This is a genomic window from Burkholderia sp. 28_3 (assembly GCF_003253915.1).
Classification (GTDB): Bacteria; Pseudomonadota; Gammaproteobacteria; order Burkholderiales; family Burkholderiaceae; genus Burkholderia; species Burkholderia cenocepacia.
Genome location: NZ_QKZF01000011.1, coordinates 16,864 through 39,273, shown reverse-complemented (window position 1 = coordinate 39,273; position 22,410 = coordinate 16,864). Strand labels below are relative to the sequence as shown.

Below are 22,410 nucleotides of genomic sequence, written 5' to 3'. Positions count from 1 at the left end.
CTCTGCGCGTGCGACCACGTGCGCGCCGGCATGTTCCGCGCGATCGCGGCGCGCCGCTGTTTCGGCCTGCGCCGGAGGCGCCGCATGACCCGCAAAGCACCCGACCGTCCGACACCGACGCCGGCCGACGACGATGCGCCGTCCACGCTCGACGCATGCCGCCGCTGCGCGCTGTGGGAACACGCGACGCAACCGGTGCCGGGCGCCGGGCCCGTCGACGCGCCGATCATGCTGGTCGGCGAACAGCCGGGCGACCAGGAGGACCGCATGGGCCTGCCGTTCGTCGGCGCGGCCGGCCGCATGCTCGATCGCGCCCTCGACGAAGCAGGGATCGAGCGCACGCACGTCTACCTGACGAACGCGGTCAAGCACTTCAAATGGGAGCCGCGCGGCAAGCGGCGGCTGCACAAGACGCCCGCGCAGCGCGAAGTGGCCGCGTGCCACTACTGGCTCGAACGCGAGCTGCAAGCGGTCCAGCCGCGCGTGGTGGTCGCGCTCGGCGCGACGGCGCTGCGCGCGGTGCTGCAGGACAACGACGCGACGCTGGAGCGCACGCGCGCACCGGTGTGCACCGAGGACGGCCGGATCGTCGTCGCGACCTATCACCCGTCGTACGTGCTGCGCACGCGCGGCGCCGATTCCCGCGAACACGCGTACCGCACGCTGGTCGACGCGCTGCGCACCGCGTCGCGGCTCGCGCGCGAGCGGCGCCACGGCGGCGCACGCCCGTCGCACGGGGACGCCGGATGAGCGGACTGGACGAAGACGCGCGGCCGGCGACCGAGGCGTCGCCGCCCGCCGCGACACCGTGGTATCGGCGGCTCGGCCCCGGGCTGCTCGCGGGCGCGTCCGACGCCGATCCGAGCAACGTCGCCGTCTATGCGCAGGCCGGCAGCCAGTTCGGCTTCAACATGCTGTGGATGATCGTCGTCACGCTGCCGATGATGGTCGCCGTGCAGCTCGCGGCGGCGTTCATCGGGCGCACCAACCGCGAAGGCCTCGTCGCCGGCATCCGCGAGATGTTCTCCGAGCGCCTCGCGAAAGGGCTGATCGCGATGGTCGTGATCGTCAACGTGGTGAACGTCGGCGCGGATCTCGCGGCGATGGGCGACGCGACGGCGCTCGTCGTCGGCGGCCGCAGCTACTGGTATGCGCCGGTCTACGGCCTGGCGTCGCTCGCGCTGCAGGTGCTGATGTCCTATGAGCGCTACGCGCGCTGGCTCAAATGGATGACGCTCGGGCTGCTCGCGTACGTGATCGAACTCGGCTTCGTGCACGTCGACTGGGGCAACCTGCTGCATGCCATCGCGCTGCCGCACATTTCGTTCACGCACGACTACGCGACGACCGCGGTCGCGGTGCTCGGCACGACGCTGAGCCCCTACCTGTTCGTGTGGCAGGCCGCGCTCGAGGTCGAGGAAACCCAGGCCGAGCGCCGCAACGGCGATACGTCGTGCGCGCCGGGCGCACGCCGCGAGACCGAGCAGCGCATCACGTTCGATACGTGGACCGGCATGGTCGTCACCAACGCGGTGTCGTTCTGCATCATGGTGATCGGCGCGGCCGTGTTCTTCGCGCACGGCCGGCACGACATCGGCAGCACCGCGCAGGCCGCCGAGGCATTGCGGCCGATCGCCGGCGAAGCCGCGTTCCTGGTGTTCGCGTTCGGCATCGTCGGCTGCGGGCTGCTCGCGATTCCCGCGTTCGCGGGCAGCGCCGCCTACGGTTGCGCGGAAGCGTGGCGGTTTCGTGAAGGGCTGAACGAGCCGGTGCGGCGTGCGCCCGCGTTCTACACGGTGCTGGCGCTGTGCGTGATCGTCGGCATCGCGATCTGCTTCAGCCCGATCGACCCGATCCGCGCGTTGTACTGGAGCGCCGTGCTCAACGGCGTCGCGGCGGTGCCGATGCTCGTGCTGGTGATGCTGCTCGCGCGAAAGCGCGACGCGGCCGGCCGGCCCGGCAGCGGCCCGGTATCCAAACTGTTCGGCTGGCTGGCGGTCGCGCTGATGGCGGCGTCGGTGGTGACGATGATCGTCGACATGCTGACGTGAGGATCGAAACAGCGGGATGAAAGCCGTTGCGGACGCAACCGGCTCGACCGGCAGGCGGGCAGCCGCGCCGCCCGCCTGCCCGGGGCGTTACATCATCTTGCCGCGCGAGCGCTCGGCACGTGCCGCATCCGCGGCGGACTCCACCTTCTTCACTTCCTCCGGCGGCGGCAGCACCGCCTTGAAGCCCATCGACTCGATCCACATCTCGCGCGCCCAGCCACGCGTGTGATACAGGTGATGATCCTCGTCGGCCTCCACCTCGTCGTGCGCGGCCTTCAGCGCCTTCGCGGCGTCGCTGTCGGGCAGCTGGTCGGCCGCATAGCCGATCAGCTCCCAGTTCAGGTGATCCTTGGTTTCGGCGAGCACCACGCACTCGGCCGCGACCACCTGCGCGACCGCCGGGTCGGCCTGCTTCTTCGCCTGCTCGATCACCTGCACCAGCGACTTGCCGGTGGCGGCCACCGCGGCGCGCCCGGGCGATTGCGCATCGGGATCGAGGCCGAGCGCGGCGAACACGTTGCGCAGCACCTCCTGGTGGTGCAGCGTCTCGCGATGGTACTTCTCCCATTCCTTGTGCAGGTCCTCGTCGGTCGCGCACTGCAGCGCGGCCTCGTAGATCTGCGCGCCGCCAAGCTCGGTCTCGTATGCCTGGCAGAGCAGTTCGAGGATACCTTCGTGCTTCGATTGCCGTTGGGCCATGACTGCTTCTCCGAAAAAGCGGGCCGCCCGTGCGGCCCAGGGGTGGAACCGGGCGCGCGTTATTGCGCGCCCACCTTGCGTGCGAGCGTCTGCGCCATGCTCAGGTGATGCTTGAGCGTCGGCAGCGTGGATTTGGCGAATGCGCGCAATTGCGCGTCCTTGCCGTCGCGCGCTTCGTCCTCGAACAACGCGACCGCCTTCTGGTGCGCGTCGGGGCCGGCCGCCGCGAGATACGCGGTGTCGAAGTCGTGCCCGCTCTTGCCGCGCAGCGCCTCGACGTCAGGGTCCGAGATCTGTTCGACCTGCGGCTTCATGCCCTTGCGCGCGGCGAGCTCGGTGAGCTTCGCGTTCGCCTTGCCATGATCCGCGACCATCCGTTTCGCGAATGCCCGCACGTCCGCCGACTGCGCCTGCTTCAGCGCGAGCTGGCTGGCCTGCACTTCCGCCTTGCCGGCCATCGCGGCCTTGTCGACGAACTCCGCATCGGCGCCCTTCGGCGCTTTCGCGATGCCGGGGTCGCCGGCGGCGCCCGCGCCCGACGACGGGTTGATCACGCCGCCCGGCACGTGCGAATTCGATGCGGGCGGCTCGCTCGGCATCTGCGCGCGGGCGAGCCCCGACACGGCGAGCACGCCGGCGGCGAGCGCCGCGATCGTCCAGTTGGGTTGTCTCATCAGCTTTCTCCTGGTGCTTGCGTGGAAACGGCCATCAACCGCCGACGATCGAGCCGCCGTTCGGGTGCAGCGTCTGCCCGGTCATGTAGCTCGCGCCGGCCGACGCGAGCAGCACGTAGCAGTCGATCAGTTCGTCCGGTTGCCCCGGCCGCTTGAGCGGCACGTTCGAGCCGAATTTCGCGACCTGCTCGGGCGTGAACGTCGACGGAATCAGCGGTGTCCAGATCGGCCCCGGCGCGACCGCGTTCACGCGGATGTCGCGTTCGGCCAGCTCGATCGACAGCGACCGCGTGAACGCGACGATCGCGCCCTTGGTCGCCGAGTAGTCGGGCAGTTTCGGGCTGCCGTGATACGCGGTGACCGACGCCGTGTTGACGATGCGACCGCCCGCCTTCATGTGCGGCAGCGCGGCCTGCGTGCAGAAGAACATTCCGTACACGTTGGTGCGGAACGTGCGTTCGAGCTGTTCCTCGGACACGTCCTCGATGCCCGGCTGCGGATGCTGCTCGCCTGCGTTGTTCACGAGCACGTCGAGCCGGCCGAGCCGTTCGACCGTGCGGGCCACCGCGTCGTGCGCCTGCCGGCGATCGCCGACGTCGCAGGCGATCGCCTCGCAGCGTCGGCCGGTCTGCTCGATCAGTTGCCGGGTATGCGCGGCGTCGTCGGATTCCTTCAGGTAGACGATCGCGACGTCCGCGCCCTCCTTCGCGAAACCGATCGCCACGGCGCGGCCGATCCCGCTGTCGCCGCCCGTCACGAGCGCGACCTTGCCGGCAAGCTTGCCGCTGCCCACGTAGTCGGCCGCTTCGTCGCGCGGCTTCGGATGCATGTCGCGCTCGGTGCCCGGCTGATGCGTCTGTTTCTGCGGTGGCGGCGTCTGTGCAGTGGTCATGGGGTTCCTCCTTGAACGGGTGCCGCCGATGCTGCGCAAACGGCGTGCCGCGCGCGGCGCACGCCGGCCCGCGCACGGCGGCCGTGTTTTCAGGGTTGACGTTGCAAGCGTCTGGAAAAACGGCGTCGTCAGCGGGGGCCGCCGGACGGGGCTTCGTCGGGCCGGCGTACCGGATCGAAATCGCGCCATTCGCCGTCCTGCCAGTCGCCTTCGACGCGCTCGATCGACTTCGCGCCGGTCGCGCGCAACACGTCTTCGGCGGTCGTCGCGGTGTCGGGCGTCACGCGCGCGGCGAGAATCACGCCCGTTTCGCTCTGCGCGAGCGTGCCCTTGCCTTCGGCCTGCTCGCCGCGCATGCGGCCGAGCGCGCCGCCGAATGCGCCGAGATAGGCGCCGGCCAGCGCGGCGGCGGCCGGCACGAACCAGTAGCGCAGGCCGAGCGCATAGGCGATCAACCCGATGACGACGCCGATCAGCAGCCCGCGGATCGCGCCGACCATCGCGCCGCGCCCGCCGGGCTTCGCCGCGGTGTCGGCATACACGTCGCCGCCGATCGGGAAGCGCGCGTGCTGGCCGCCGGGGTTCAGGAAGAAGATCGACACGTCGTCCGGCCCGAACGCGCGCTCGTAGAGGTGACGCGCCCCACCTTCCGCTTCATCGAACGTCGTGAAACGGCCTGCGACGATCATCGCCATGGTCGTGCTCCTCATGATGGATGCGCCGCGCGCGCGAGCACGCGGCGCGATGGGCGACGCTCACATCAGCCGCCCGAGCTCCTTCGATACCGATGCGGGCGTGTCGTACTCGCGCTCGGGAATCTTGCGCAGCATGTCGAGCACCGCGCGGTCCGCGTTCGAGCGTTCCGCGCACTGCACGACGTCCGCCTTGCTGGCCGGATAGTCCATTCCCTTCAGCGCCTTCTGCACGTCGACCGGGCTCGGCGGCTTGCCGTGCCCCGTCTGGTGCCCGCCCTTGTCGTGGTCCTGCTGGGTGCGCTCGCCTTCGTGCGCGCGCGAGTGGCTGTACTCGTGGCCCGTGTGTTGTCGGGATGTCATGAACGCCTCCTTGGAAAATGAACGAAATCACGCGGACGACCGGCGCGCACGCGCGAACGCGGCAAACACCAGCGCCGCCGCGCCCAGCGCGACCGCGCCGGCGACCTTGGGCCGCTGCACCACCGTGTTGTACGCACAGCTGCGCAGCACCGGCCCCTCCATGCCTTCGCGCTCGTGCAGCGCGTGGCGCGAGTCGTACAGCGCGTTGTCGTCGCGCGGCCGCGCCGGGCGCACCGTGCGCTGGCCGCGCGAGAACAGCGTGGCCGCGACGCGGTCGAACAGGCGCGGCGCGTGGTACGCGCTCGCCGACGTGAACTTGGCGGCGCCGCCGACGAACAGCGTGCGGCGCGGATGCGCGGCCGCGAACAGGATCGCGTCGGCCACCAGATCGGGGTCGTAGATCGGCGGCGGCAGCTTCGCCTCGACGTTCATGTAGTTCTTCGCGTGCATCACGAACATCGTGTCGATCGCGGCCGGCTTGATCAGCGTGACGGACACCGGCAGGTGATCGGCTTCCATCTCGAGCCGCAGCGAATCGGTGAAGCCCTTCACCGCGTGCTTCGATGCGACGTACGCGCTTTGCAGCGGCACCGGCGCGTCGGACGCCTCGCTGCCCATGTTGATGATCGCGCCGCCGTGGAAATCGCTCTTGCGCCGGAAATGGTCGGCCGCGACGAGCGAGCCGTGCACGACGCCCCAGTAGTTGGTGTCGAACAGCCGGCGCTGATCCTCGAGCGGCACCTGGGCCGCCGTGCCGAAGATCGATACGCCCGCATTGTTGATCCAGGTGTCGAAGCCGCCGTACGTATCGGCCGCCGCCGCGGCCGCGCGCTGCAGATCCTCGACGTTGCCGACGTCGCCGGCGACCGGCACCGCGAGGCCGCCGTGCTGGCGGATTTCCTCGCACAGCGTGTTCAGCGCTTCCTCGTTGCGCGCGAACAGCACGAGCTTCGCGCCGCGCCGGGCCGCCTTGCGCGCGGTGACGAGACCGATGCCGCTCGTCGCGCCGGTAATCACGATCGTCTGTTCGCCGACCGGTTTGAGCATGCAGTTCATCACTGGACTCCTGTTACGGTCGCGTCGCGGTTATTTGGGCCGGATGGTCAACTGGTCGCGCACGTCCTGCACGCCGTCGACCTGCTTCACGACGCTGACGGCCTGCGTGCGCTGCTGCTCGTCGGGCACGCTGCCGGTGAGCGTCACGGTGCCGTGCCGCGTCTTCAGGTGGATGTCGCCGGCCGACAGGCCGCTCGTGCCGACCAGCTCGGCCTTCGCCTTGGTCGTGATCGTCGCGTCGCGGATCTTCGTGCCGGTGCTCGAATGCGACGACGACGTCGACGACGATGCGGCGCCATCGTCGCCGGCGGCGACCGCGTTCGGCGCGACGACCATGCATGCTGTGGCCGCGGCGATCGCGACCGCCATGCCGGTGCGCATCGCGCGCTGATGGCGGATGCGCGGGGAGCGGGCTTGCAGCTGGAATACCTTCATCGTGACCTCCTTTTCATCGGGCCGGGCGAGCCGGCGGGTGAGCAGAGGTCGCGCAAATCGCGTGCCGCGCCGCGTGCGCCGCATGCCAGCGGGATGCCGCGATCAGACGCCCTTTCATCCAACGCGTTGTAAATTTTTCGGCCCCCCGGGAAGCGGTTTTCCCCGCAATGCAGCGGGCATGCCGATTGCCGGGTCACCGACAACGGTGGCCCGTGTGCGCGGCCCCGATACCGGGAGCAATACCATGCAAAGAATCGCGTTGATCAGTGAACATGCGTCGCCGCTGGGGGTGATCGGCGGCGTCGATGCCGGTGGTCAGAACATCTACGTCGCGAACGTCGCGAAGCAGCTCGCGGAGCGCGGCCTCGACGTCGACGTGTACACCCGCTGCGACAATCCGCATTTGCCGGAAGTCGTGCCGATCGGCCCGCGCATGCGCGTGATCCACGTGCCGGCCGGACCGCCGACCGACGTGCCCAAGGAGCAGTTGCTGCCGTACATGGGCCCGTTCGCGCAGTACATGATCGCGCGAATGCGACGCGAGCCCGATCCGGTCGACGTGATGCACGCGAACTTCTTCATGTCGGGCGACGCCGCGCTGCGCGTGAAAAAGGCGCTCGGCATCCCGCTCGTCACGACGTTCCATGCGCTCGGCCGCGTGCGGCGGCTGCACCAGGGCACGGCCGACGGCTTCCCCGACGCGCGCTTCGCGATCGAGGACACGCTCGCGCGCCGCTCGGACCGCCTGATCGCCGAATGCCCGCAGGATGCGCTGGACCTGACGACGCACTATCGCGCCGATACCGCGCGCATCGAGATCGTGCCGTGCGGCTTCGACGCGCGGGAATTCCGGCCGGTGCCGCGCGTCGATGCGCGCGCGCGGCTCGGCTGGCCGCAGGACGCGTTCGTCGTGCTGCAACTGGGGCGCCTCGTGCCGCGCAAGGGCATCGACACCGTGATCGACGCGCTCGCACGCATGCCGCGCGACCCGCAGCGGCCGACCCACCTGTACGTGGTCGGCGGCAGCCAGGCGACGCCCGACCCCGCGCGCGACCCGGAACTCGCGCGGCTCGCCGCGTTCGCGCACGAACTCGGCATCGCGAACCGCGTGACCTTCGTCGGCCGGCGCGATCGCGACGCGCTGCACCTGTACTACAGCGCGGCCGACGTGTTCGTGACGACGCCGTGGTACGAGCCGTTCGGCATCACGCCGGTCGAGGCGATGGCGTGCGCGACGGCAGTGATCGGCAGCGACGTGGGCGGCATCCGCACGACGGTCGACGACGGCACGACCGGCTATCTCGTGCCGCCGCGCGACCCGGCCGCGCTGGCCGCGCGCCTCGTGCAACTGCGCGCGCAACCGGACCTGTGCGCGGCGCTCGGCCGCGCCGGCTACCTGCGCGCGCATCGCTTCTACACCTGGCAAGGCGTCGCCGACCGGCTCGTCGACATCTATCGCGACGTCGCCCACGCGCAGCGCGCCGGCACGTCGGCCGGCACCGGCCGGCGCACGCCGGTCGCCACCACGCGAGGCGTGCTCGCACACCGCAAGGAGAATACGTAATGAAGGGCTACGACCGAAAACGCGTCCTCGTCACCGGCGGCGCCGGCTTTCTCGGTTCGCATCTGTGCGAACGCCTCGTGACCGCCGGCCACGACGTGCTGTGCGTCGACAATTTCTACACGGGCACGAAGGACAACATCGCGCACCTGCTCGATGCGCCGAACTTCGAGCTGATGCGGCACGACGTGACGTTTCCGCTCTACGTCGAAGTCGACGAGATCTACAACCTCGCGTGCCCGGCATCGCCCGTCCACTACCAGCGCGACCCGGTGCAGACGACGAAGACCAGCGTGCACGGCGCGATCAACCTGCTCGGCCTCGCCAAACGCGTGAAGGCGCGCATCCTGCAGGCCTCGACGAGCGAGGTGTACGGCGACCCGGACGTGCATCCGCAGGACGAGCACTATTGCGGCCGCGTCAATCCGACCGGCATCCGCGCGTGCTACGACGAAGGCAAGCGCTGCGCGGAGACGCTGTTCTCCGACTATCACCGCCAGTACGGGGTCGACGTGCGGATCGCGCGGATCTTCAATACGTACGGCCCGCGCATGCACCCGGCCGACGGGCGCGTCGTGTCGAACTTCGTCACGCAGGCGCTCGCGGAACAGCCGTTGACCGTCTACGGCGACGGCAAGCAGACGCGCTCGTTCTGCTACGTGGACGACATGGTCGACGCATTGATCCGGCTGATGGACGAACCGGGCGACGCGAGCGAGCCGGTCAATCTCGGCAGCGACGTCGAGATCGCGATGATCGACGTCGCGCGGGAAGTCGTGCGGATCGTCGGCGCGACCGTGCCGATCGAGTTCCGGCCGCTGCCGTCCGACGATCCGCGCCAGCGGCGGCCGAATCTCGCCGCCGCGCAGAAGCGGCTCGGCTGGCGCGCGACGACGACGTTCGCGAACGGGCTCGCGCACACCGCGCGCTACTTCATCCAGCGCCAGGTCACGCACCACACGCCCGGCGACCTCGTGCGCAGCACGCGAATCGCGTCGCATCTGCTCGCGCAGGTCCATACGCAGAACCGGCCGGCGCCGACCACCTGACGCGGCCGGTACGCGCGACGTGCGTCAGCCGTCGCGCTTCGTCACGTGTGCGATCTTGTGTGCCAGTTCGCGCACGTCGACCGGCTTGCACAGGTAGCCGTCGAAGCCGGCCTCCAGCGCGCGGCGCTCGTCGGCCAGGCCCGCGTGCGCGGTGACGGCCAGCACGCGCACGTCGGATGGACCGCTGTCGCCGTTCAGGGCGCCGCGCCGCAACGCATCGAGCAGCCAGAAGCCGTCGCCGTCGGGCATCGCGAGATCGGACAGCACGACCGTCGGCCGCATGTCGGCCGCCATCGCGAGCGCCTCGCGCCCCGACGACGCGATCGCGACGGCCGCGCCGAACGTGGTCAGCGCGGCCGTCAGGCTCGCGCGCGTGGTCGCGTCGTCGTCGACGATCAGGATGCGCTGCGTATCGAGCACGAGCGCGTCGCGGCGGCCGCCTGCCTGCACGATGCTCCACGCCATCGCGCCGCCCGGCTGCCAGCCGGCCGGCAGCGTCACCGTGAACGTCGTGCCGCGATCACGGCCCGCGCTCGCGACGATCACGCTGCCGCCGTGCAGCTCCGCGATATGTCGCACGATCGACAGGCCGAGACCGAGCCCGCGCCGCGGCGACGCGGGCGAATCGTCCGCGCGGCGGAACATGTCGAACACGTATGGCACGAACTCCGTCGCGATGCCCTGCCCGGTATCGGTGACGGTCAGCACCACCTGCGATTCGTCGCGCGCGAGGCCGACCGTCACGCTGCCGCCGCCCGGCGTGAATTTCAGTGCATTCGAGATCAGGTTCGACAGCATCTGCCGCAACCGCTCGGCGTCGCCCGACACGATGCACGCGGTTGCGCCGCAGTCGAATTCGAGCACGATGCCGGCCGACGACGCGGCCGTCTGGAACGTGCCGACCAGATCGGAGAACAGCCGCACGACGTCGACCGGCGTCGCGTCGAGCCGCAGCTTACCGGTCGCGAGCGACGACGCATCGAGGATGTCGCCGACCATCCGCGTAAGCGAACGCGCGCTGCGGTCGATCGCGTCGATCGCCTGATGCTGCAACGCCTGGTCGCCCGAGTTGCGCAATACCTCGATCCATCCGTAGATCACGTTCAGCGGCGTGCGTAATTCGTGCGACACCGTGGCCAGCAACTCGTCCTTCAGCCGGTTCGACGTGTCGGCCTGGTCGCGTGCGTCGCGCGCGCCCTGCAGCGAGCGCTGCGCACGCAGGTCGCGGCGACGCTGCGCGCCGGTTTCGCGCAGCGTCAGCGACAGCGCGACGCTGGCCCGCGCGTCGCCCTGCACCGGGCACGCCGACACCGTCGCCCGAAACCGCCGGCCGTCGCGCCGCACGCACAGCAGTTCGAGCGGCCCGACCGGCTCGTGCATCGCGTCGAACGCGTCGGCGAGCGGATTGAGCCGCAGCCAGCGCCTCGCGATCAGCGTATCGAACCTGCGGCCGCGCGCATCGGCCTCGTCGTAGCCGAAGATCCGCTGCGCGGCCGGATTCCAGCTCGCGATGCGGCCGTCGCCATCGATCCCGACGATCGCGTCCGGCGCCGCCTCGACGACCGCATGCTGAAGCCGCGATGCGTCGACGCGCGCGCGGTCCGCGCCCGCATCGCGCAGCAGCAATACCGCGCCGTCAAGATTGCCGTCCCCATCGCCGATCGGCGACGCCACCGCGACGATCGGCACCGGCTCGCCGCTGCCGGCCTGCAGCCAGTGCCGGTCGGACGTCGCCCCGGCGCCGCCGAGCGCGTGATCGAGCGGCGTGGTCTGCACGCGGCGGCCGTCGTGATCGACGATCCGCAGCACGTCGCGCGCCGGCCGCCCGATCGCGTCGTCCGGCCGGCAGCCGACGAGTGCGGCCGCGGCCGCGTTGAGATAGGTGAGCCGCCCGTTCGGATCGGTCGCGATCACGCCGTGCGGCAACGCGCCCAGCACGGCTTCGAGCTGGCGGCGCGCGCCCGCCTCGCGCCGGCGCGCGCGATCGTTCGTGACCCGCGTGTGATGCAGCAGCGATGCGACCGCGCACACCAGCGTCCCGATCAGCATGAACGTGCCGAGCTGCACGAGCCGCTCGGGCAGCGGCGCCGTATAGGCGGCCGGATCGGACAGGAACAGCGTCCACACGAGCAACCCGCTGACCACCGTCGACACGATGCCGAACAGGAACGACGTCGCCCACGCGGCGCCCGCGAGCAACGGGTAATACAGGATGAACGGCAGATTCACGCCGCCGAACCGGATCGCGAGCGTCTGCAGCACGGTCGCGATCGCGACCAGCATCACGGCCGTTGCGTAATTTCCGGCCTGCGGTCGTGCAATTTCAGTCATCGAACACGCTCCTGCGGGGACAGTCGGCGGCGACCGGCGTGGCGGCCGCCGGCGGGCACGGCACATGCTGGCCGATCGGAACCGCGGCCCGGCCGCTCACGAAGGAGATCTTCACGCCATGCCCGACCCGACACGCTGGCTCGTCGTCTCGCCGCATCTCGACGATGCCGTCTTCAGTTGCGGGCAACTGCTCGCGCAGGCGCCCGGCTCGATCGTCGTCACCGTGTTCGCGGGGATGCCGCCGCCTGGCATGCCCGCGCCGCCGTGGGATCGCCGCGCGGGCTTCCATCACGCGGACGAAGCGATGCGCGCGCGCCGCGACGAAGACCGCCGCGCGCTGGCGCAGCTCGACGCACACCCCGTGTGGCTCGATTTCCTCGACGATCAGTACGGCATACCGTCTACGTCGACCGCGATCGCCACACGCGTGGCCGCGGCGATCGACGCGTACCCGGGCTTCGGCGTGCTCGCGCCGGCCGGCCTGTTCCATCGCGATCACCTGCAGGTGCAGGAGGCCATGATGTGGCTGCTGCGTGACGACGATCCGTCGCACGTCTGGCGCTTCTACGAGGACGTGCCGTATCGCCGCATCGACGGGCTGATGGCCAGGCGCGTGGCCGGCTGGCGCGAGCGTGGCTGGATCGCGCATCCGGTCGCGACGCCGGCCGGCGGTGATACGAACAGCGCCGCCGCGAAAGCCGCCGCCGTCGACGCGTACGCCAGCCAGGTCACGCTGCTCGAGCCTCATATGCGCGCCGCTCTCCGCGAACCCGAAATGATCTGGCGGCTCGAATGCGACGTCACGTCCGCGTAACGCCCGCCCGTGTCGCGCTGCCGCCGGGCGAGCCGCGCGTGACCGCCATCGTGCTGACCTGCCGGCGCGCCGCGGAACTCGCGCGCACGCTCGAGCATCTTTCCGGGCTGCCCGACCGGCCGGCGATCGTCGTCGTCGACAACGCGGCGGACGCCGAGACGGCCACCCTGATCCGCGAACGCTTTGCGCATGTCGCGCTCGTGCATGCGCCGGGCAACCTTGGCGCGGCCGGCCGCAATCTCGGCGTCGCCGTCGCCCGCACGCGCCACGTCGCGTTCTGCGACGACGACACGTGGTGGGCGCCCGGCTCCATCGCCGAAGCGGCGAACCTGCTCGACGCGTATCCGCACGTCGCGGCCGTCACCGCGCGCGTGCTGGTGGGCCCCGACGAACGCGAGGACCCGACCTGCCGGCTGATGGCCGACAGCCCGCTCGACGCGCCCGTCGCGCTGCCGGGCCGCCCGATCCTCGGGCTGCTGGCCGGCGCGACCGCGTTCCGGCGCGACGCGTTCGTGCGCGCGGGCGGCTACCATCCGCGCTACTTCCTCGGCGGCGAGGAAGCGCTGCTCGCGCTCGATCTGACGCGCGCCGGCCACTGGCTCGTGTATGCGCCGGGGCTGACGGTCCATCACTACCCGTCGACGCGGCGCGACCGGCCGACACGTGCGCGCACCGCCGCGCGCAACGCGGTGTGGACCGCGTGGCTCAGATGGCCGGCCGCCGCCGCGTGGCGCCATACGGTGCGCATGCTGCCGCTGCTGCGCCGCGAACGTGCAGTGGTGCGCACGTTCGCGGGCCTGCCGTGGATCCTGCGCGAACGACGCACGATCCCGCCGCACGTCGAACGCATGCGCCGCCGCCTCGAACGCGACACGCGCCGCGAGGCCGAAACGGGAACATGAACGCAATCGTAGCGGCATCAGGAATCCGGCTTCTCCGCTTCGTCTTCCAGTTGCGCGAGCCGGTTGTAGATCGTCTTCAGGCTGACGTCGAGCACCTCGGCCGCCTGCGCCTTCACGCCGCCGCATTGCGCGATCGTGCCGAGGATCAGCTTGCGGTCGACTTCCTCCAGCGGCGTGCCGAACGGCACCGTCACGCGATCTTCATGCGAATCGACCATGCTGGACAGCTCGTCCATGATCGGCGGCGGCAGCGTGTCGATCACGTCGGCGTCGGTGAAGATGCTCGCGCGCTGCACGAAGTTGCGCAGCTCGCGCACGTTGCCGGGCCATTCGTAGGTCTTCAGCGCTTCGCGCGCGGCCGGCGCGAAGCGCAGGTTGCGGCCGGTCTCTTCGTTGTAGCGCTGCAGGAACGCGTCGGCGAGCATCGGAATGTCGTCGCCGCGTTCACGCAGCGACGGCAGCGGAATCGGGAACACGTTGATCCGGTGGAACAGGTCGGGCCGCAGCTTGCCGTCGGCCATCGCGGCTTCCGGGTCGCGATTGGTCGCGGCGACGATGCGCACGTCGACGTCGATCTCGCGCGTCGAGCCGAGCCGCGTGAGGCGTCCGGTCTCCAGCACGCGCAGCAGCTTGACCTGCGACTCGAGCGGCATCTCGGTGATTTCGTCGAGAAACAGCGTGCCGCCGTCCGCGCGTTCGAAGAAGCCCTTGTGCTGACGTTCCGCGCCGGTGAAGCTGCCGCGGTCGTGGCCGAACATCTCGCTCTCGACGAGATTCGCGGCGATCGCGCCGCAGTTCACCGCGAGAAACGGCCCGCGGCGGCGCAGGCTCAGGTCGTGCACGGTCTGCGCGGCGAGTTCCTTGCCGGTGCCCGATTCGCCGGTGAGCAGCACCGACGCTTCGGTGCGCGCGACGCGGCCGATCGCGTCGTAGACGGCCTGCATCGCGGGCGAGCTGCCGAGCATGCGGCCGAACCGGCCGAGGCGCTGCAGTTCCGAGCGCAGTTCGGCGATTTCCTCGTGCAGCGCGGTCGTGCGCGGCACGCGCGCGAAGATGCTGTTCAGCCGCTGCATGTTGAGCGGCTTCACCAGGTAATCGGTCGCGCCGCGCCGCAATGCGTCGATCGCGGTTTCGAGGCTCGCGTGGCCGGTGGTCAACACCATTTCGCAATGCCCGCGCTTGGGCAATGCGTCGAACAGATCCATCCCGTTGCCGTCGGGCAGCACGAGGTCGCACAGCACGAGATCGGGGGTATGCGTCGAGACGAGCGTGCGCGCTTCTTCAAGCGTCGCCGCCGTATCGCACGTCAGTTGCTGCGTGCGCGCGAGCGTGGCCAGCATCGTTCGCGTATCGGCGTCGTCTTCGACGATCAGGACGTAAGGCATCGAGACTCCTTGTAATGCGGCCCGGCAGGTACGTCGGCCGGCACCGCGACACGTGCAGCGCAATGCACGTCATGGGGCCCGTTCATGCTGATGACGGGCTTGCGCCGGCCCCCGGAAGGGCCGGGCGCGAGGATGGCGACGAAGCGAATACTCAACGTATTCGCGACGAGCATGACGCGGCGCTCGGCCCTTCCGGGGGCCAGCGCCACGCATGCATTTTTCCAAACAAGGGAACGTGCGCTGGCCCAAGACGGCATCTTCAACGCTGCACACGAACGGACAGACAAGCTGTCCCGCATGGGAAAACAGGTGCTTAGCAGTATAGAAGAACGATGTCGTCCATTCGCGACCCATCGAATAAATCTATCTGCTGACGTAAGCCGCATTGCCAGATTCAATGTCGGCGAATCGGTATAAAAGGTATCCTGCGTACGTGAAAGACGACGTGTGCCACGTCATTTTTTACCCGGTCACGACGCATTCGGTCAAAACTTCCCAACCCGGTCATACTCCATGTCGAAATCCGACGATGACGGCACGCGACTGTTCGGCCGTTCGCGAACAATTCAGGAACTGCTGCTGAAAGTGTCGCGCGTCGCCGCCACCCGCGTGAGTGTGCTGGTGGTCGGCGAAAGCGGTGCGGGCAAGGATATCGTCGCCCGGCTCATTCACGACATGAGCCCGCGCCGGCGCGGCCCGTTCGTGCCCGTCAACTGCGGCGCGATTGCGAAGGACATCGCGGAGTCGCAGTTGTTCGGCCACGAAAAAGGCAGCTTCACGGGCGCCGTCGCGCAACACGTGGGCATGTTCGAAGCCGCACGCGGCGGCACGCTGTTTCTCGACGAGATCGCCGAGATGCCGCTCGAATTGCAGGTCAAGCTGCTGCGCACGCTCGAAACCAACACGATCGTGCGCGTGGGCGGCCACGAGGCGATTCCGCTCGACGTGCGGATCGTCGCGGCCACCCACCATGATCCGGTCGAGGCGTTGCGCAGCGGCCGGCTGCGCGAGGACCTGTTCTACCGGATCGCGCCGATCGCGCTGCACGTGCCCGCGCTCAGGCAGCGCGAGGACGACGTCGGCGACATCGCGCTGCAGATCGTCGAGCGGCTGAACGCGCGGCACCGTACGAGAAAGCGTCTGTCGACGCAGGCGATGAAGGCGCTGCGCGCGTACACGTGGCCCGGCAACGTGCGCGAATTGCGCAACGCGCTGGAGCGCGCGTTCATCCTCGCCGACGAGCAGATCGAATTGCAGTTGCCGCGCCGCCAGCCGCCGCGCGAGGAAGTGCGCCACAACGCGATGACGCTGCATATCGGCACGACGCTCGCGCATACGCAGCAGCGCTTCATCGTCGCGTCGCTGCGGCATTTCAACGGCGACAAGCCGCGCACCGCGAAGGCGCTCGGCATCAGCCTGAAAACGCTGTACAACCGCCTCGCGCTGCTGCCGGAAAACGAGCGCAACGCGGTCAGCGGCGCACCGCCGGCGCCGAATGCCGCGAACGGCGGAAACGCCTCCGGTTCGCCGCCCGCGACGACGCCGTGAACGCGGCCGGCACGCCGCCGCGCTCACGTCGTCACGTCGTCACATCGCGGAGGGCGGCGTCCCAGTCGCGCGCGAACCGTTCGATGCCGAAGCGCTCGCACGCGTCGCGTTTGGCTGCGGCGCCCCATTCGCGCGCCAGGTCCGGATCGCGGATCAACATCCGCATCGCGTCGATCAGCACGGCCGGCCGCGTATCGGCCACGCCGTTGCTGCCGGTCTTCACGAGTTGCGCCATCTCGGTCGTCGCGAGCGCGACGATCGGCAGCCCGATCATCATCGCCTCGATCACCGCGAGCCCGAGACTCGTGTAGCGAATCGGGTTGAAGAAGAACCGGTAGTGCGACAGGAATTGCGGCAGCGCCGGGTTCGGCACTTCGCCGATCCCGCCGAGATCGGTCGAGCCCATCCCGACCAGGTCGATCGGCACGCTGTGCCGCACGACCTCGAACAGGTCCGCGCCGAGGCGCCGGCCGCGGCGCGCAAGGTTGTTCACGACGGCCACGCCCTTCGGCAGCGTGCCGTGATACTCGACGCCTTCCGGCATCAGCACGCCGTGCTCGATCACGCGCGTCGGCGTCACGCCGTTGTCCCACATCAGCGCGTTGAACGGCGTCACGTGCACCAGCAACACGTTCGGGTCCTGCACCGGATGCAGCGTGTCGGTCGGATGCTCGCGCGGCGGATCATGCTCGACGAACAGCGTCGGCAGCGCGCGCTGCGCTTCGCTCAGCAGCCGCAGGCGGTCGTGCTGATAATGCTTCACGTGCTGGTACAGCACGCAGTCGAATGCGGTGTCGCGCACGCATTCGGCCGGCACCTCATGGACGTTGTCGCCCCACGGCAGGTGCCCGACGCGGCCCGCGTAGCCGGGCGGATGCTGCGGCTTCGTCACGATGTAGAAATCGTGCGGCGCCTGCGACAGGTAATACAGGTAATTGCCATGCACGTGCCAGGTGAGCACGCGCAACCGCTTACGTGACATGACGTCTCTCCTCCGCGAGCAGTTCGCCCGCCCGGTCGATCACTTCGCCGACGCCGATCGCCGTCGCGCACTCGTGCCCGTACGGACACGACTCGAACATGCACGGGCGGCACGCCGGGTAGTTCGCGAGCACGCGATGGCGTTCGGCGTCGAGCGGCGCCCAGCGGGCCGTATCGCTGCCGCACGCGATGACGATGCTCGGCGTGCCGAGCGCCGCCGCGACGTGCGACACGCCCGTGTCGTTGCACAACAGCAGCCGCGCGCGGGCGATCAGCGCGGCGAGCGCGCCGAGCGGCGTGCGGCCGCACAGGTTCACGCACGGCCGCCCGAGGTGTTCGGCGAACGCGCTCGCCAACGCCAGTTCCGCGCGCGTGCCGGTCAGTACGATCTGCCAGCCGTCGTCCGCGAGTTGCCGCGCGGCGAGCGCGAAGCGTTCGACCGGCCAGCGCCGCGACGCCATCCGCGCGCCGGGATGGACGATCACGTAGCGGCCGGGATCGAGCGCGTGCTCGTCGCAGAGCACGTGCCACAGCGCGTAGTCGAGGCCGCCGAGCGGGAATTCGAGGTAGTCGCCCCAGTCCGCGTAGCCGAGCTTGCGCGTGAGCGCCAGATAGCGCGTCACTTCCGGTTCGTCGTCGCGCCACACGAGCGCGCAGTCGAGCGCGGTCGTGCCACCGTCGGCCGGCACGAAGCCGGCCGTGCGGGTCGCGCCGAGCGACGCGACGATCGCGTTCGTGTGCGCGCCGCTGCCGTGCAGCTGGATCGCGAGGTCGAAGTCGCGCGCGCGACATTCGGCGATGAACGCTTCGCGCGTGGCCGCGTCGGGTTCGGGCTGCTCGCCGAGCCCCGGCGCGCCGGGGAATGCGATGAAGCTGTCGATGTAGTCCGAGAAGCGCGACGCGAACTCGCGCGCCCACGGTAGCCCGATCAGCGTGATGCGCGCATCCGGTTCGCCGCGCCGCAGCGCACGCAGCGCGGGCACCGCGCACAGCATGTCGCCGAGCTGCAACGCGCGGAACACCGCGATCCGCTTCGGGCCGTGCGGGCCGTCGGAATCGACGCTGGAATCGAGCTTCATCATTTGCTCCGAGAAACCCCGACCTTCAGGACGGAGAGGAAAGGCGTGCTGTCGACAGGCTGCTTCTTCCACGGGTTAGGATCACCGGCATGATCCTTGTCTATCGCTACCGGGTGAAATCGCTCAATGGACTGCTCAACAAGCAGAGCCGTGCGGTGAACTACGTCTGGAACTTCTGCAACGACACGCAGAAGCACGCGCTCAAGTGGAATAAGAAATGGCCGACGGGTTTTGATCTGAACGTGCTGACGACCGGCAGCAGCAAGGCGCTCGGCATCCATTCCGGCACGATCAACGCGACGTGCGAGCAATACGCGAAGTCGCGCAGTCGGAACCGTCGGCCTTACCTGCGCTATCGCGGCATGAAATCGCTGGGCTGGGTGCCGCCGAAGGGCCGAGACCTGAAGCGCGAAGGCGAAGCGTTTCGCTTTGCCGGCAACACCTTCCGCGTGTTCAACAGTCGACCGCTTCCCGAAGGCAAGATCAAGGACGGGACCAATTTTGCGCAGGATGCGCGCGGCAACTGGTTTCTCAACATCGTGATCGAGATGCCCGATGTGCAGGTCCGCCCGGTCCGCTCCGGTGTCGGCATCGATCTCGGCCTGAAAGACTTCGCCACGCTTTCGACCGGAGAAAAACTGCCGAATGACCGGTTCGGCCGATGCGCGGCAGAAAAGCTGACGAAAGCGCAGCGAGCACGAAAGCACAAGCGACATATCGCGAAGCTGCACGCAAAGATCTCGAATGCCCGTGCCGATTTCCAACACAAGCTCGCGCTCGATCTGGTGCGGCGCTTCGATTACATCGCGGTCGGCAACGTGTCGGCGGTCAAACTCGCCAGAACCAGGATGGCGAAGAGCGTCTACGACGCATCCTGGTCGCCCTTCCGAAACAAGCTCCGTTACAAAGCGATCGCGCACGGAGCCACGTTCGAGGAAGTGGACGAAAGCGGCTCTACCCAGTCCTGTTCGTCGTGCGGATCGAAAGACAGCACGACGCGGCCGAAAGGTATCGCGGGACTGCGAATAAGAGAGTGGGCCTGTAGTGACTGTGGTGTCGAACATGATCGAGATACCAACGCTGCGTTGAACATTCTCCGATGCGGACGTGCATCGCCAGGTGTGGGAATCCTCCCCCTTAAGGAGATGAGGGCGTCAAAGGAAGAGCACTCTGAAGTGAAGCGCGCCGCGCATGCGCCAGTACAGCGACACGGGCGGAATCGCGATGGACGTGACGATCATCTCGGCCACATGCGACGGCGTGAGCTGCGTGCCGCGCAACCGTTTCGCGCAGAACCCCGCGGTAATCGCGGCCCACACCGCCGCGCACACGATGGCCGGCGCCGGCCAGCCGGCCGCGAAACAGCCGAGCGCGCCGAGCGCGGCGAGCACGGCCGCGTAGTAATGCCACGGCGGCGTCGGCCGGATATGGCGCCGATAGGTCGTGCGATGCTTCTTGTACAACAGCGCATCGAAATACACCTTCGACTGCGCGCCGATGCTCGATCCCCAGCGTGCGGGACGCACCGGATGCACGATGCGCGCGGCGTCGGCCTCGACGATCGGCCCCGCATGCTCGCGCAGCGCGAACATCAGGTCGGCGTCCTCGCGCCACGCGCGCGTGAAGCGCTCGTCGAAGCCGCCGACGCGTTCGAGCGCCGCGCGCCGCACGAAGCAGTTCGCGGTCGCGAATTCCGCGTGCGCGAGCCCCGCCGCGTCGCGTTCGTAGTCGGTCGGGCGCGGCCGCAACGGCACGTCGATCCGGCCGGCCGCGGCCGCCGCCGACGGCTCGGCCAGCAGCGCGGCCGCACCGTGGCGCAGCCAGGTCGGATCGGGAATCGTGTCGTCGTCGGTGAATGCGATCAGCGCGCCGCCCGCGCTGCGCCAGCCGACGTTGCGCGCACCGGCCGGCCCCTGCGTGTCGGGCGCGGTCATGTAGCGGATCACCGGCACGTCGGTCACGCGCGCGCGGCACGCATCGACGACGGCGCGCGCACTGCCGGCCGGATCGTCGTCCACGACGACGATCTCGTAGGTGGTCGGATCGAACACCTGCACGCACAGCGCGTCGAGGCAGCGTTCGAGCAGATCGGGCCGCCGGTAGGTCGGCACGACGACCGACACGACCGGCGGCAGGTGCGTGTCGCGCATGTTCATCTCGGCTTCTCCAGCAGGAACGGGCCGATCACGAGCGCGTCGAGCGGCGACGTCCAGAAGCATTCGATCGCGTCGCGCGGCGAGCATACGATCGGTTCGCCGCGCGTGTTGAACGACGTGTTGACGAGCACCGGCACGCCGGTGAGCGCGTCGAACTCGGTCAACAGCGCATGCAGCAGCGGATGCTGGCTTTCGTCGACGGTCTGCACGCGCGCGGTGCCGTCGATGTGGCGCACGGCCGGAATCCTGTCGGCGCGCTCCGGCACGACGTCGTACACGAACAGCATGAACGGCGCGCGCAGCGGCGTGCCGCGGCCGCCGCTGAACCAGTGATGCGCACGATCCTCGAGCACGACCGGCGCGACCGGCCGGAAATCCTCGCGATCCTTGATCCGGTTCAGCTTGCGCTGCATGTCCGGATCGATCGGCGACGCGAGGATCGACCGCGCACCGAGCGCGCGCGGCCCGAATTCCATGCGCCCCTGGAACCAGCCGATCACGCGGTTCGCGGCGAGCAGCGCGGCCGTCTGCGCGGCGACGTCGGCGAGCCGCCGGTACGGCAGCTGCGCTTCCTTCAGGAACGCCTCGATCGCATCGTCGTCGTAGGCCGGGCCGAGATACGCATGGTCCATGCGCCAGCCGCCGCGCTCGCCGCGCATCCGGAAGTCGGTCCATAGCGCGGCGCCGAGCGCCGTGCCCGCGTCGCCGGCGGCCGGTTGCACCCACACGTCGTCGAACGGGCCGCGATCGCGGATCTTCGCGTTCATCACGCAGTTCAGCGCGACGCCGCCCGCCATCGCGAGCTGCCGCTCGCCGGTCTCGGCGGCCAGCCAGTCGACCGCCTGCAGCGTCGTCTCCTCGAGCACCAGTTGCAGCGCATGCGCGATGTCGCAGTGATGCGGCTCGATCGGGCCGCCGCGTTCGCGCGGCGGGCCGAATCGCGCGGCCAGATCGTCGTCGACCACGTCGTAGCGCCCTTCGCCGCGATACCGCACCAGCTGGCGCATCTCGTCGGCGAACACCGGCTTGCCGTACGACGCGAGCGCCATCACCTTGTATTCGTCGGACGAGTGCAGGAAGCCGAGATAGCGGGTCACGCGCTCGTACAGCAGCCCGAGCGAATGCGGCAGGTTGACCTGCCCGAGCCGCCGGTACGCGCGGCCGTCGAACACGCCGTAGCTCGTCGTCGCGCGCTCGCCGCGCCCGTCCATCGTCATCACCGCGCAGCGCTCGAACGGCGCCGCGAGAAACGCGCTCGCCTCGTGCGCGAGATGGTGCTCGATGAAATGCCAGCGGAACGGCCCGTCGTGCGTGACGCCGCGAAACCGCCGCTGCAGATGATGCGGCACGCCGCCCGCGAGCTGGCGCGGCGCGTTGACGATCGACGACAGGAACAGCGGATGCCACGGCGACGCGCCGTCCTCGCGCGGCGCATGCGCGGACGGCGACAGCGGCAAGGTCAACGCCTGCGGCGTGCCTTCGCGGTCGAGTTCGAACCACGGGTCGTACGAATACGCGACGTGGTCCACGTCCGCGAGCGTGATGCCGGCTTCCGCGAGGCAATAGTCGATCGCATGGAAAGGCAGCTCCCAGGTCGAGAACGGCACCGGGCGCTTCGCGTGCTTCACGTGCGTGAAGCGTTCGTCCTCGGCCGCCGCGATCACGACGCCGTCGCGCACGATGCACGCGGCGCTGTCGTGGAAGGCGGCGTTGATGCCGAGCGTATGGATCGGGTCAGGCAT

General features: G+C 69.4%; 20 protein-coding genes and 1 pseudogene. 8 read left to right on the top strand and 13 right to left on the bottom strand.

Features of this window, described 5'->3' with window-relative positions:
- Nucleotides 1–84 precede the first annotated feature (84 nt).
- Both DFS13_RS22305 and DFS13_RS22300 read left to right on the top strand, forming a co-directional pair.
- Entirely contained in the window at nt 85–750 is a 666-nt protein-coding gene (locus DFS13_RS22305; RefSeq protein WP_111442187.1) for a UdgX family uracil-DNA binding protein, read from the top strand.
- On the top strand, nt 747–2,051 hold the full coding sequence (locus tag DFS13_RS22300; RefSeq protein WP_111442138.1) for an NRAMP family divalent metal transporter: 1,305 nt from the start codon (nt 747–749) through the stop codon (nt 2,049–2,051). Before DFS13_RS22305 ends, DFS13_RS22300 begins: the two co-directional genes overlap by 4 nt.
- An 87-nt stretch (nt 2,052–2,138) precedes the next feature.
- On the opposite strand, the gene DFS13_RS22295 is transcribed toward DFS13_RS22300, so the two are convergent.
- The 7 genes from DFS13_RS22295 to DFS13_RS22265 all read right to left on the bottom strand — a co-directional run bounded on the left by DFS13_RS22295 (nt 2,139) and on the right by DFS13_RS22265 (nt 6,862).
- On the bottom strand, nt 2,139–2,750 hold the full coding sequence (locus DFS13_RS22295) for a hypothetical protein (RefSeq protein WP_006498349.1): 612 nt from the start codon (nt 2,748–2,750) through the stop codon (nt 2,139–2,141).
- 59 nt (nt 2,751–2,809) lie between these two features.
- A complete protein-coding gene (locus DFS13_RS22290; protein WP_034203636.1) occupies nt 2,810–3,424 on the bottom strand; it encodes a DUF4142 domain-containing protein in 615 nt (204 codons plus the stop codon).
- A gap of 34 nt (nt 3,425–3,458) precedes the next feature.
- Nucleotides 3,459–4,316, bottom strand: a complete 858-nt coding sequence (locus DFS13_RS22285; RefSeq protein WP_006498351.1) for an SDR family oxidoreductase — start codon at nt 4,314–4,316, stop codon at nt 3,459–3,461.
- 128 nt (nt 4,317–4,444) lie between these two features.
- Complete coding sequence (locus tag DFS13_RS22280; protein ID WP_006498352.1) at nt 4,445–5,011, bottom strand: hypothetical protein; 567 nt, start codon at nt 5,009–5,011, stop codon at nt 4,445–4,447.
- Nucleotides 5,012–5,071: 60 nt separating this feature from the next.
- Nucleotides 5,072–5,371: a DUF2795 domain-containing protein gene (locus DFS13_RS22275; RefSeq protein WP_006498358.1), complete on the bottom strand. Its 300-nt coding sequence runs from the start codon at nt 5,369–5,371 to the stop codon at nt 5,072–5,074.
- Between the two features lie 27 nt (nt 5,372–5,398).
- Nucleotides 5,399–6,427: an SDR family oxidoreductase gene (locus DFS13_RS22270; protein ID WP_006498359.1), complete on the bottom strand. Its 1,029-nt coding sequence runs from the start codon at nt 6,425–6,427 to the stop codon at nt 5,399–5,401.
- 30 nt (nt 6,428–6,457) lie between these two features.
- Complete coding sequence (locus DFS13_RS22265; RefSeq protein WP_111442137.1) at nt 6,458–6,862, bottom strand: BON domain-containing protein; 405 nt, start codon at nt 6,860–6,862, stop codon at nt 6,458–6,460.
- A 244-nt stretch (nt 6,863–7,106) separates the two neighbouring features.
- Here DFS13_RS22265 and DFS13_RS22260 point away from each other — a divergent pair, with 244 nt between their 5' ends.
- Complete coding sequence (locus DFS13_RS22260) at nt 7,107–8,426, top strand: glycosyltransferase family 1 protein (protein WP_006498362.1); 1,320 nt, start codon at nt 7,107–7,109, stop codon at nt 8,424–8,426.
- A complete protein-coding gene (locus DFS13_RS22255) occupies nt 8,426–9,472 on the top strand; it encodes a UDP-glucuronic acid decarboxylase family protein (RefSeq protein ID WP_006498363.1) in 1,047 nt (348 codons plus the stop codon). The genes DFS13_RS22260 and DFS13_RS22255 overlap by 1 nt, the downstream gene beginning before the upstream one ends.
- A 24-nt stretch (nt 9,473–9,496) precedes the next feature.
- Here the strand turns inward: DFS13_RS22255 and DFS13_RS22250 are convergent, their stop codons facing one another.
- On the bottom strand, nt 9,497–11,803 hold the full coding sequence (locus DFS13_RS22250; RefSeq protein ID WP_006498364.1) for an ATP-binding protein: 2,307 nt from the start codon (nt 11,801–11,803) through the stop codon (nt 9,497–9,499).
- Nucleotides 11,804–11,921: 118 nt separating this feature from the next.
- Between DFS13_RS22250 and DFS13_RS22245 the strand changes: the two genes are divergently transcribed.
- Complete coding sequence (locus DFS13_RS22245; protein WP_006498365.1) at nt 11,922–12,617, top strand: PIG-L family deacetylase; 696 nt, start codon at nt 11,922–11,924, stop codon at nt 12,615–12,617.
- Nucleotides 12,596–13,519 (top strand): glycosyltransferase family 2 protein, encoded by a 924-nt coding sequence (locus DFS13_RS22240; protein ID WP_111442136.1) that lies wholly within the window; start codon nt 12,596–12,598, stop codon nt 13,517–13,519. Before DFS13_RS22245 ends, DFS13_RS22240 begins: the two co-directional genes overlap by 22 nt.
- 17 nt (nt 13,520–13,536) lie before the next feature.
- On the opposite strand, the gene DFS13_RS22235 is transcribed toward DFS13_RS22240, so the two are convergent.
- On the bottom strand, nt 13,537–14,904 hold the full coding sequence (locus DFS13_RS22235; protein ID WP_006498367.1) for a sigma-54 dependent transcriptional regulator: 1,368 nt from the start codon (nt 14,902–14,904) through the stop codon (nt 13,537–13,539).
- 513 nt (nt 14,905–15,417) lie between these two features.
- On the opposite strand from DFS13_RS22235, the gene DFS13_RS22230 reads away from it, so the two are divergent.
- Nucleotides 15,418–16,452 carry a sigma-54-dependent Fis family transcriptional regulator gene (locus DFS13_RS22230; RefSeq protein ID WP_006498369.1) on the top strand — a complete coding sequence of 345 codons (1,035 nt, stop codon included), beginning with the start codon at nt 15,418–15,420 and terminating at the stop codon, nt 16,450–16,452.
- Between the two features lie 31 nt (nt 16,453–16,483).
- Here the strand turns inward: DFS13_RS22230 and DFS13_RS22225 are convergent, their stop codons facing one another.
- Nucleotides 16,484–17,434 carry a glycosyltransferase family 4 protein gene (locus DFS13_RS22225; RefSeq protein ID WP_034203640.1) on the bottom strand — a complete coding sequence of 317 codons (951 nt, stop codon included), beginning with the start codon at nt 17,432–17,434 and terminating at the stop codon, nt 16,484–16,486.
- Nucleotides 17,424–18,512: a glycosyltransferase family 9 protein gene (locus DFS13_RS22220; protein WP_111442186.1), complete on the bottom strand. Its 1,089-nt coding sequence runs from the start codon at nt 18,510–18,512 to the stop codon at nt 17,424–17,426. The genes DFS13_RS22225 and DFS13_RS22220 overlap by 11 nt, the downstream gene beginning before the upstream one ends.
- An 89-nt stretch (nt 18,513–18,601) precedes the next feature.
- Between DFS13_RS22220 and DFS13_RS22215 the strand changes: the two are divergent.
- A pseudogene (locus DFS13_RS22215) lies at nt 18,602–19,642 on the top strand (RNA-guided endonuclease InsQ/TnpB family protein); the annotation flags it as partial.
- A 24-nt stretch (nt 19,643–19,666) separates the two neighbouring features.
- Here the strand turns inward: DFS13_RS22215 and DFS13_RS22210 are convergent.
- Nucleotides 19,667–20,668 (bottom strand): glycosyltransferase family 2 protein, encoded by a 1,002-nt coding sequence (locus tag DFS13_RS22210; RefSeq protein ID WP_111442135.1) that lies wholly within the window; start codon nt 20,666–20,668, stop codon nt 19,667–19,669.
- Nucleotides 20,665–22,410 (bottom strand): carbamoyltransferase C-terminal domain-containing protein, encoded by a 1,746-nt coding sequence (locus DFS13_RS22205; RefSeq protein ID WP_111442134.1) that lies wholly within the window; start codon nt 22,408–22,410, stop codon nt 20,665–20,667. The genes DFS13_RS22210 and DFS13_RS22205 overlap by 4 nt, the downstream gene beginning before the upstream one ends.

Coding starts and splice junctions, on each gene's coding strand:
- DFS13_RS22305 (WP_111442187.1), top strand. CDS start 85: ATGACCCGCAAAGCACCCGACCGTCCGACACCGACGCCGGCCGACGAC.
- DFS13_RS22225 (WP_034203640.1), bottom strand. CDS start 17,434: ATGTCACGTAAGCGGTTGCGCGTGCTCACCTGGCACGTGCATGGCAAT.
- DFS13_RS22205 (WP_111442134.1), bottom strand. CDS start 22,410: ATGCCTGACCCGATCCATACGCTCGGCATCAACGCCGCCTTCCACGAC.
- DFS13_RS22245 (WP_006498365.1), top strand. CDS start 11,922: ATGCCCGACCCGACACGCTGGCTCGTCGTCTCGCCGCATCTCGACGAT.
- DFS13_RS22250 (WP_006498364.1), bottom strand. CDS start 11,803: ATGACTGAAATTGCACGACCGCAGGCCGGAAATTACGCAACGGCCGTG.
- DFS13_RS22285 (WP_006498351.1), bottom strand. CDS start 4,316: ATGACCACTGCACAGACGCCGCCACCGCAGAAACAGACGCATCAGCCG.
- DFS13_RS22265 (WP_111442137.1), bottom strand. CDS start 6,862: ATGAAGGTATTCCAGCTGCAAGCCCGCTCCCCGCGCATCCGCCATCAG.
- DFS13_RS22240 (WP_111442136.1), top strand. CDS start 12,596: ATGCGACGTCACGTCCGCGTAACGCCCGCCCGTGTCGCGCTGCCGCCG.
- DFS13_RS22255 (WP_006498363.1), top strand. CDS start 8,426: ATGAAGGGCTACGACCGAAAACGCGTCCTCGTCACCGGCGGCGCCGGC.
- DFS13_RS22290 (WP_034203636.1), bottom strand. CDS start 3,424: ATGAGACAACCCAACTGGACGATCGCGGCGCTCGCCGCCGGCGTGCTC.
- DFS13_RS22220 (WP_111442186.1), bottom strand. CDS start 18,512: ATGAAGCTCGATTCCAGCGTCGATTCCGACGGCCCGCACGGCCCGAAG.
- DFS13_RS22230 (WP_006498369.1), top strand. CDS start 15,418: ATGTCGAAATCCGACGATGACGGCACGCGACTGTTCGGCCGTTCGCGA.
- DFS13_RS22210 (WP_111442135.1), bottom strand. CDS start 20,668: ATGAACATGCGCGACACGCACCTGCCGCCGGTCGTGTCGGTCGTCGTG.
- DFS13_RS22235 (WP_006498367.1), bottom strand. CDS start 14,904: ATGCCTTACGTCCTGATCGTCGAAGACGACGCCGATACGCGAACGATG.
- DFS13_RS22300 (WP_111442138.1), top strand. CDS start 747: ATGAGCGGACTGGACGAAGACGCGCGGCCGGCGACCGAGGCGTCGCCG.
- DFS13_RS22260 (WP_006498362.1), top strand. CDS start 7,107: ATGCAAAGAATCGCGTTGATCAGTGAACATGCGTCGCCGCTGGGGGTG.
- DFS13_RS22280 (WP_006498352.1), bottom strand. CDS start 5,011: ATGGCGATGATCGTCGCAGGCCGTTTCACGACGTTCGATGAAGCGGAA.
- DFS13_RS22270 (WP_006498359.1), bottom strand. CDS start 6,427: ATGAACTGCATGCTCAAACCGGTCGGCGAACAGACGATCGTGATTACC.
- DFS13_RS22295 (WP_006498349.1), bottom strand. CDS start 2,750: ATGGCCCAACGGCAATCGAAGCACGAAGGTATCCTCGAACTGCTCTGC.
- DFS13_RS22275 (WP_006498358.1), bottom strand. CDS start 5,371: ATGACATCCCGACAACACACGGGCCACGAGTACAGCCACTCGCGCGCG.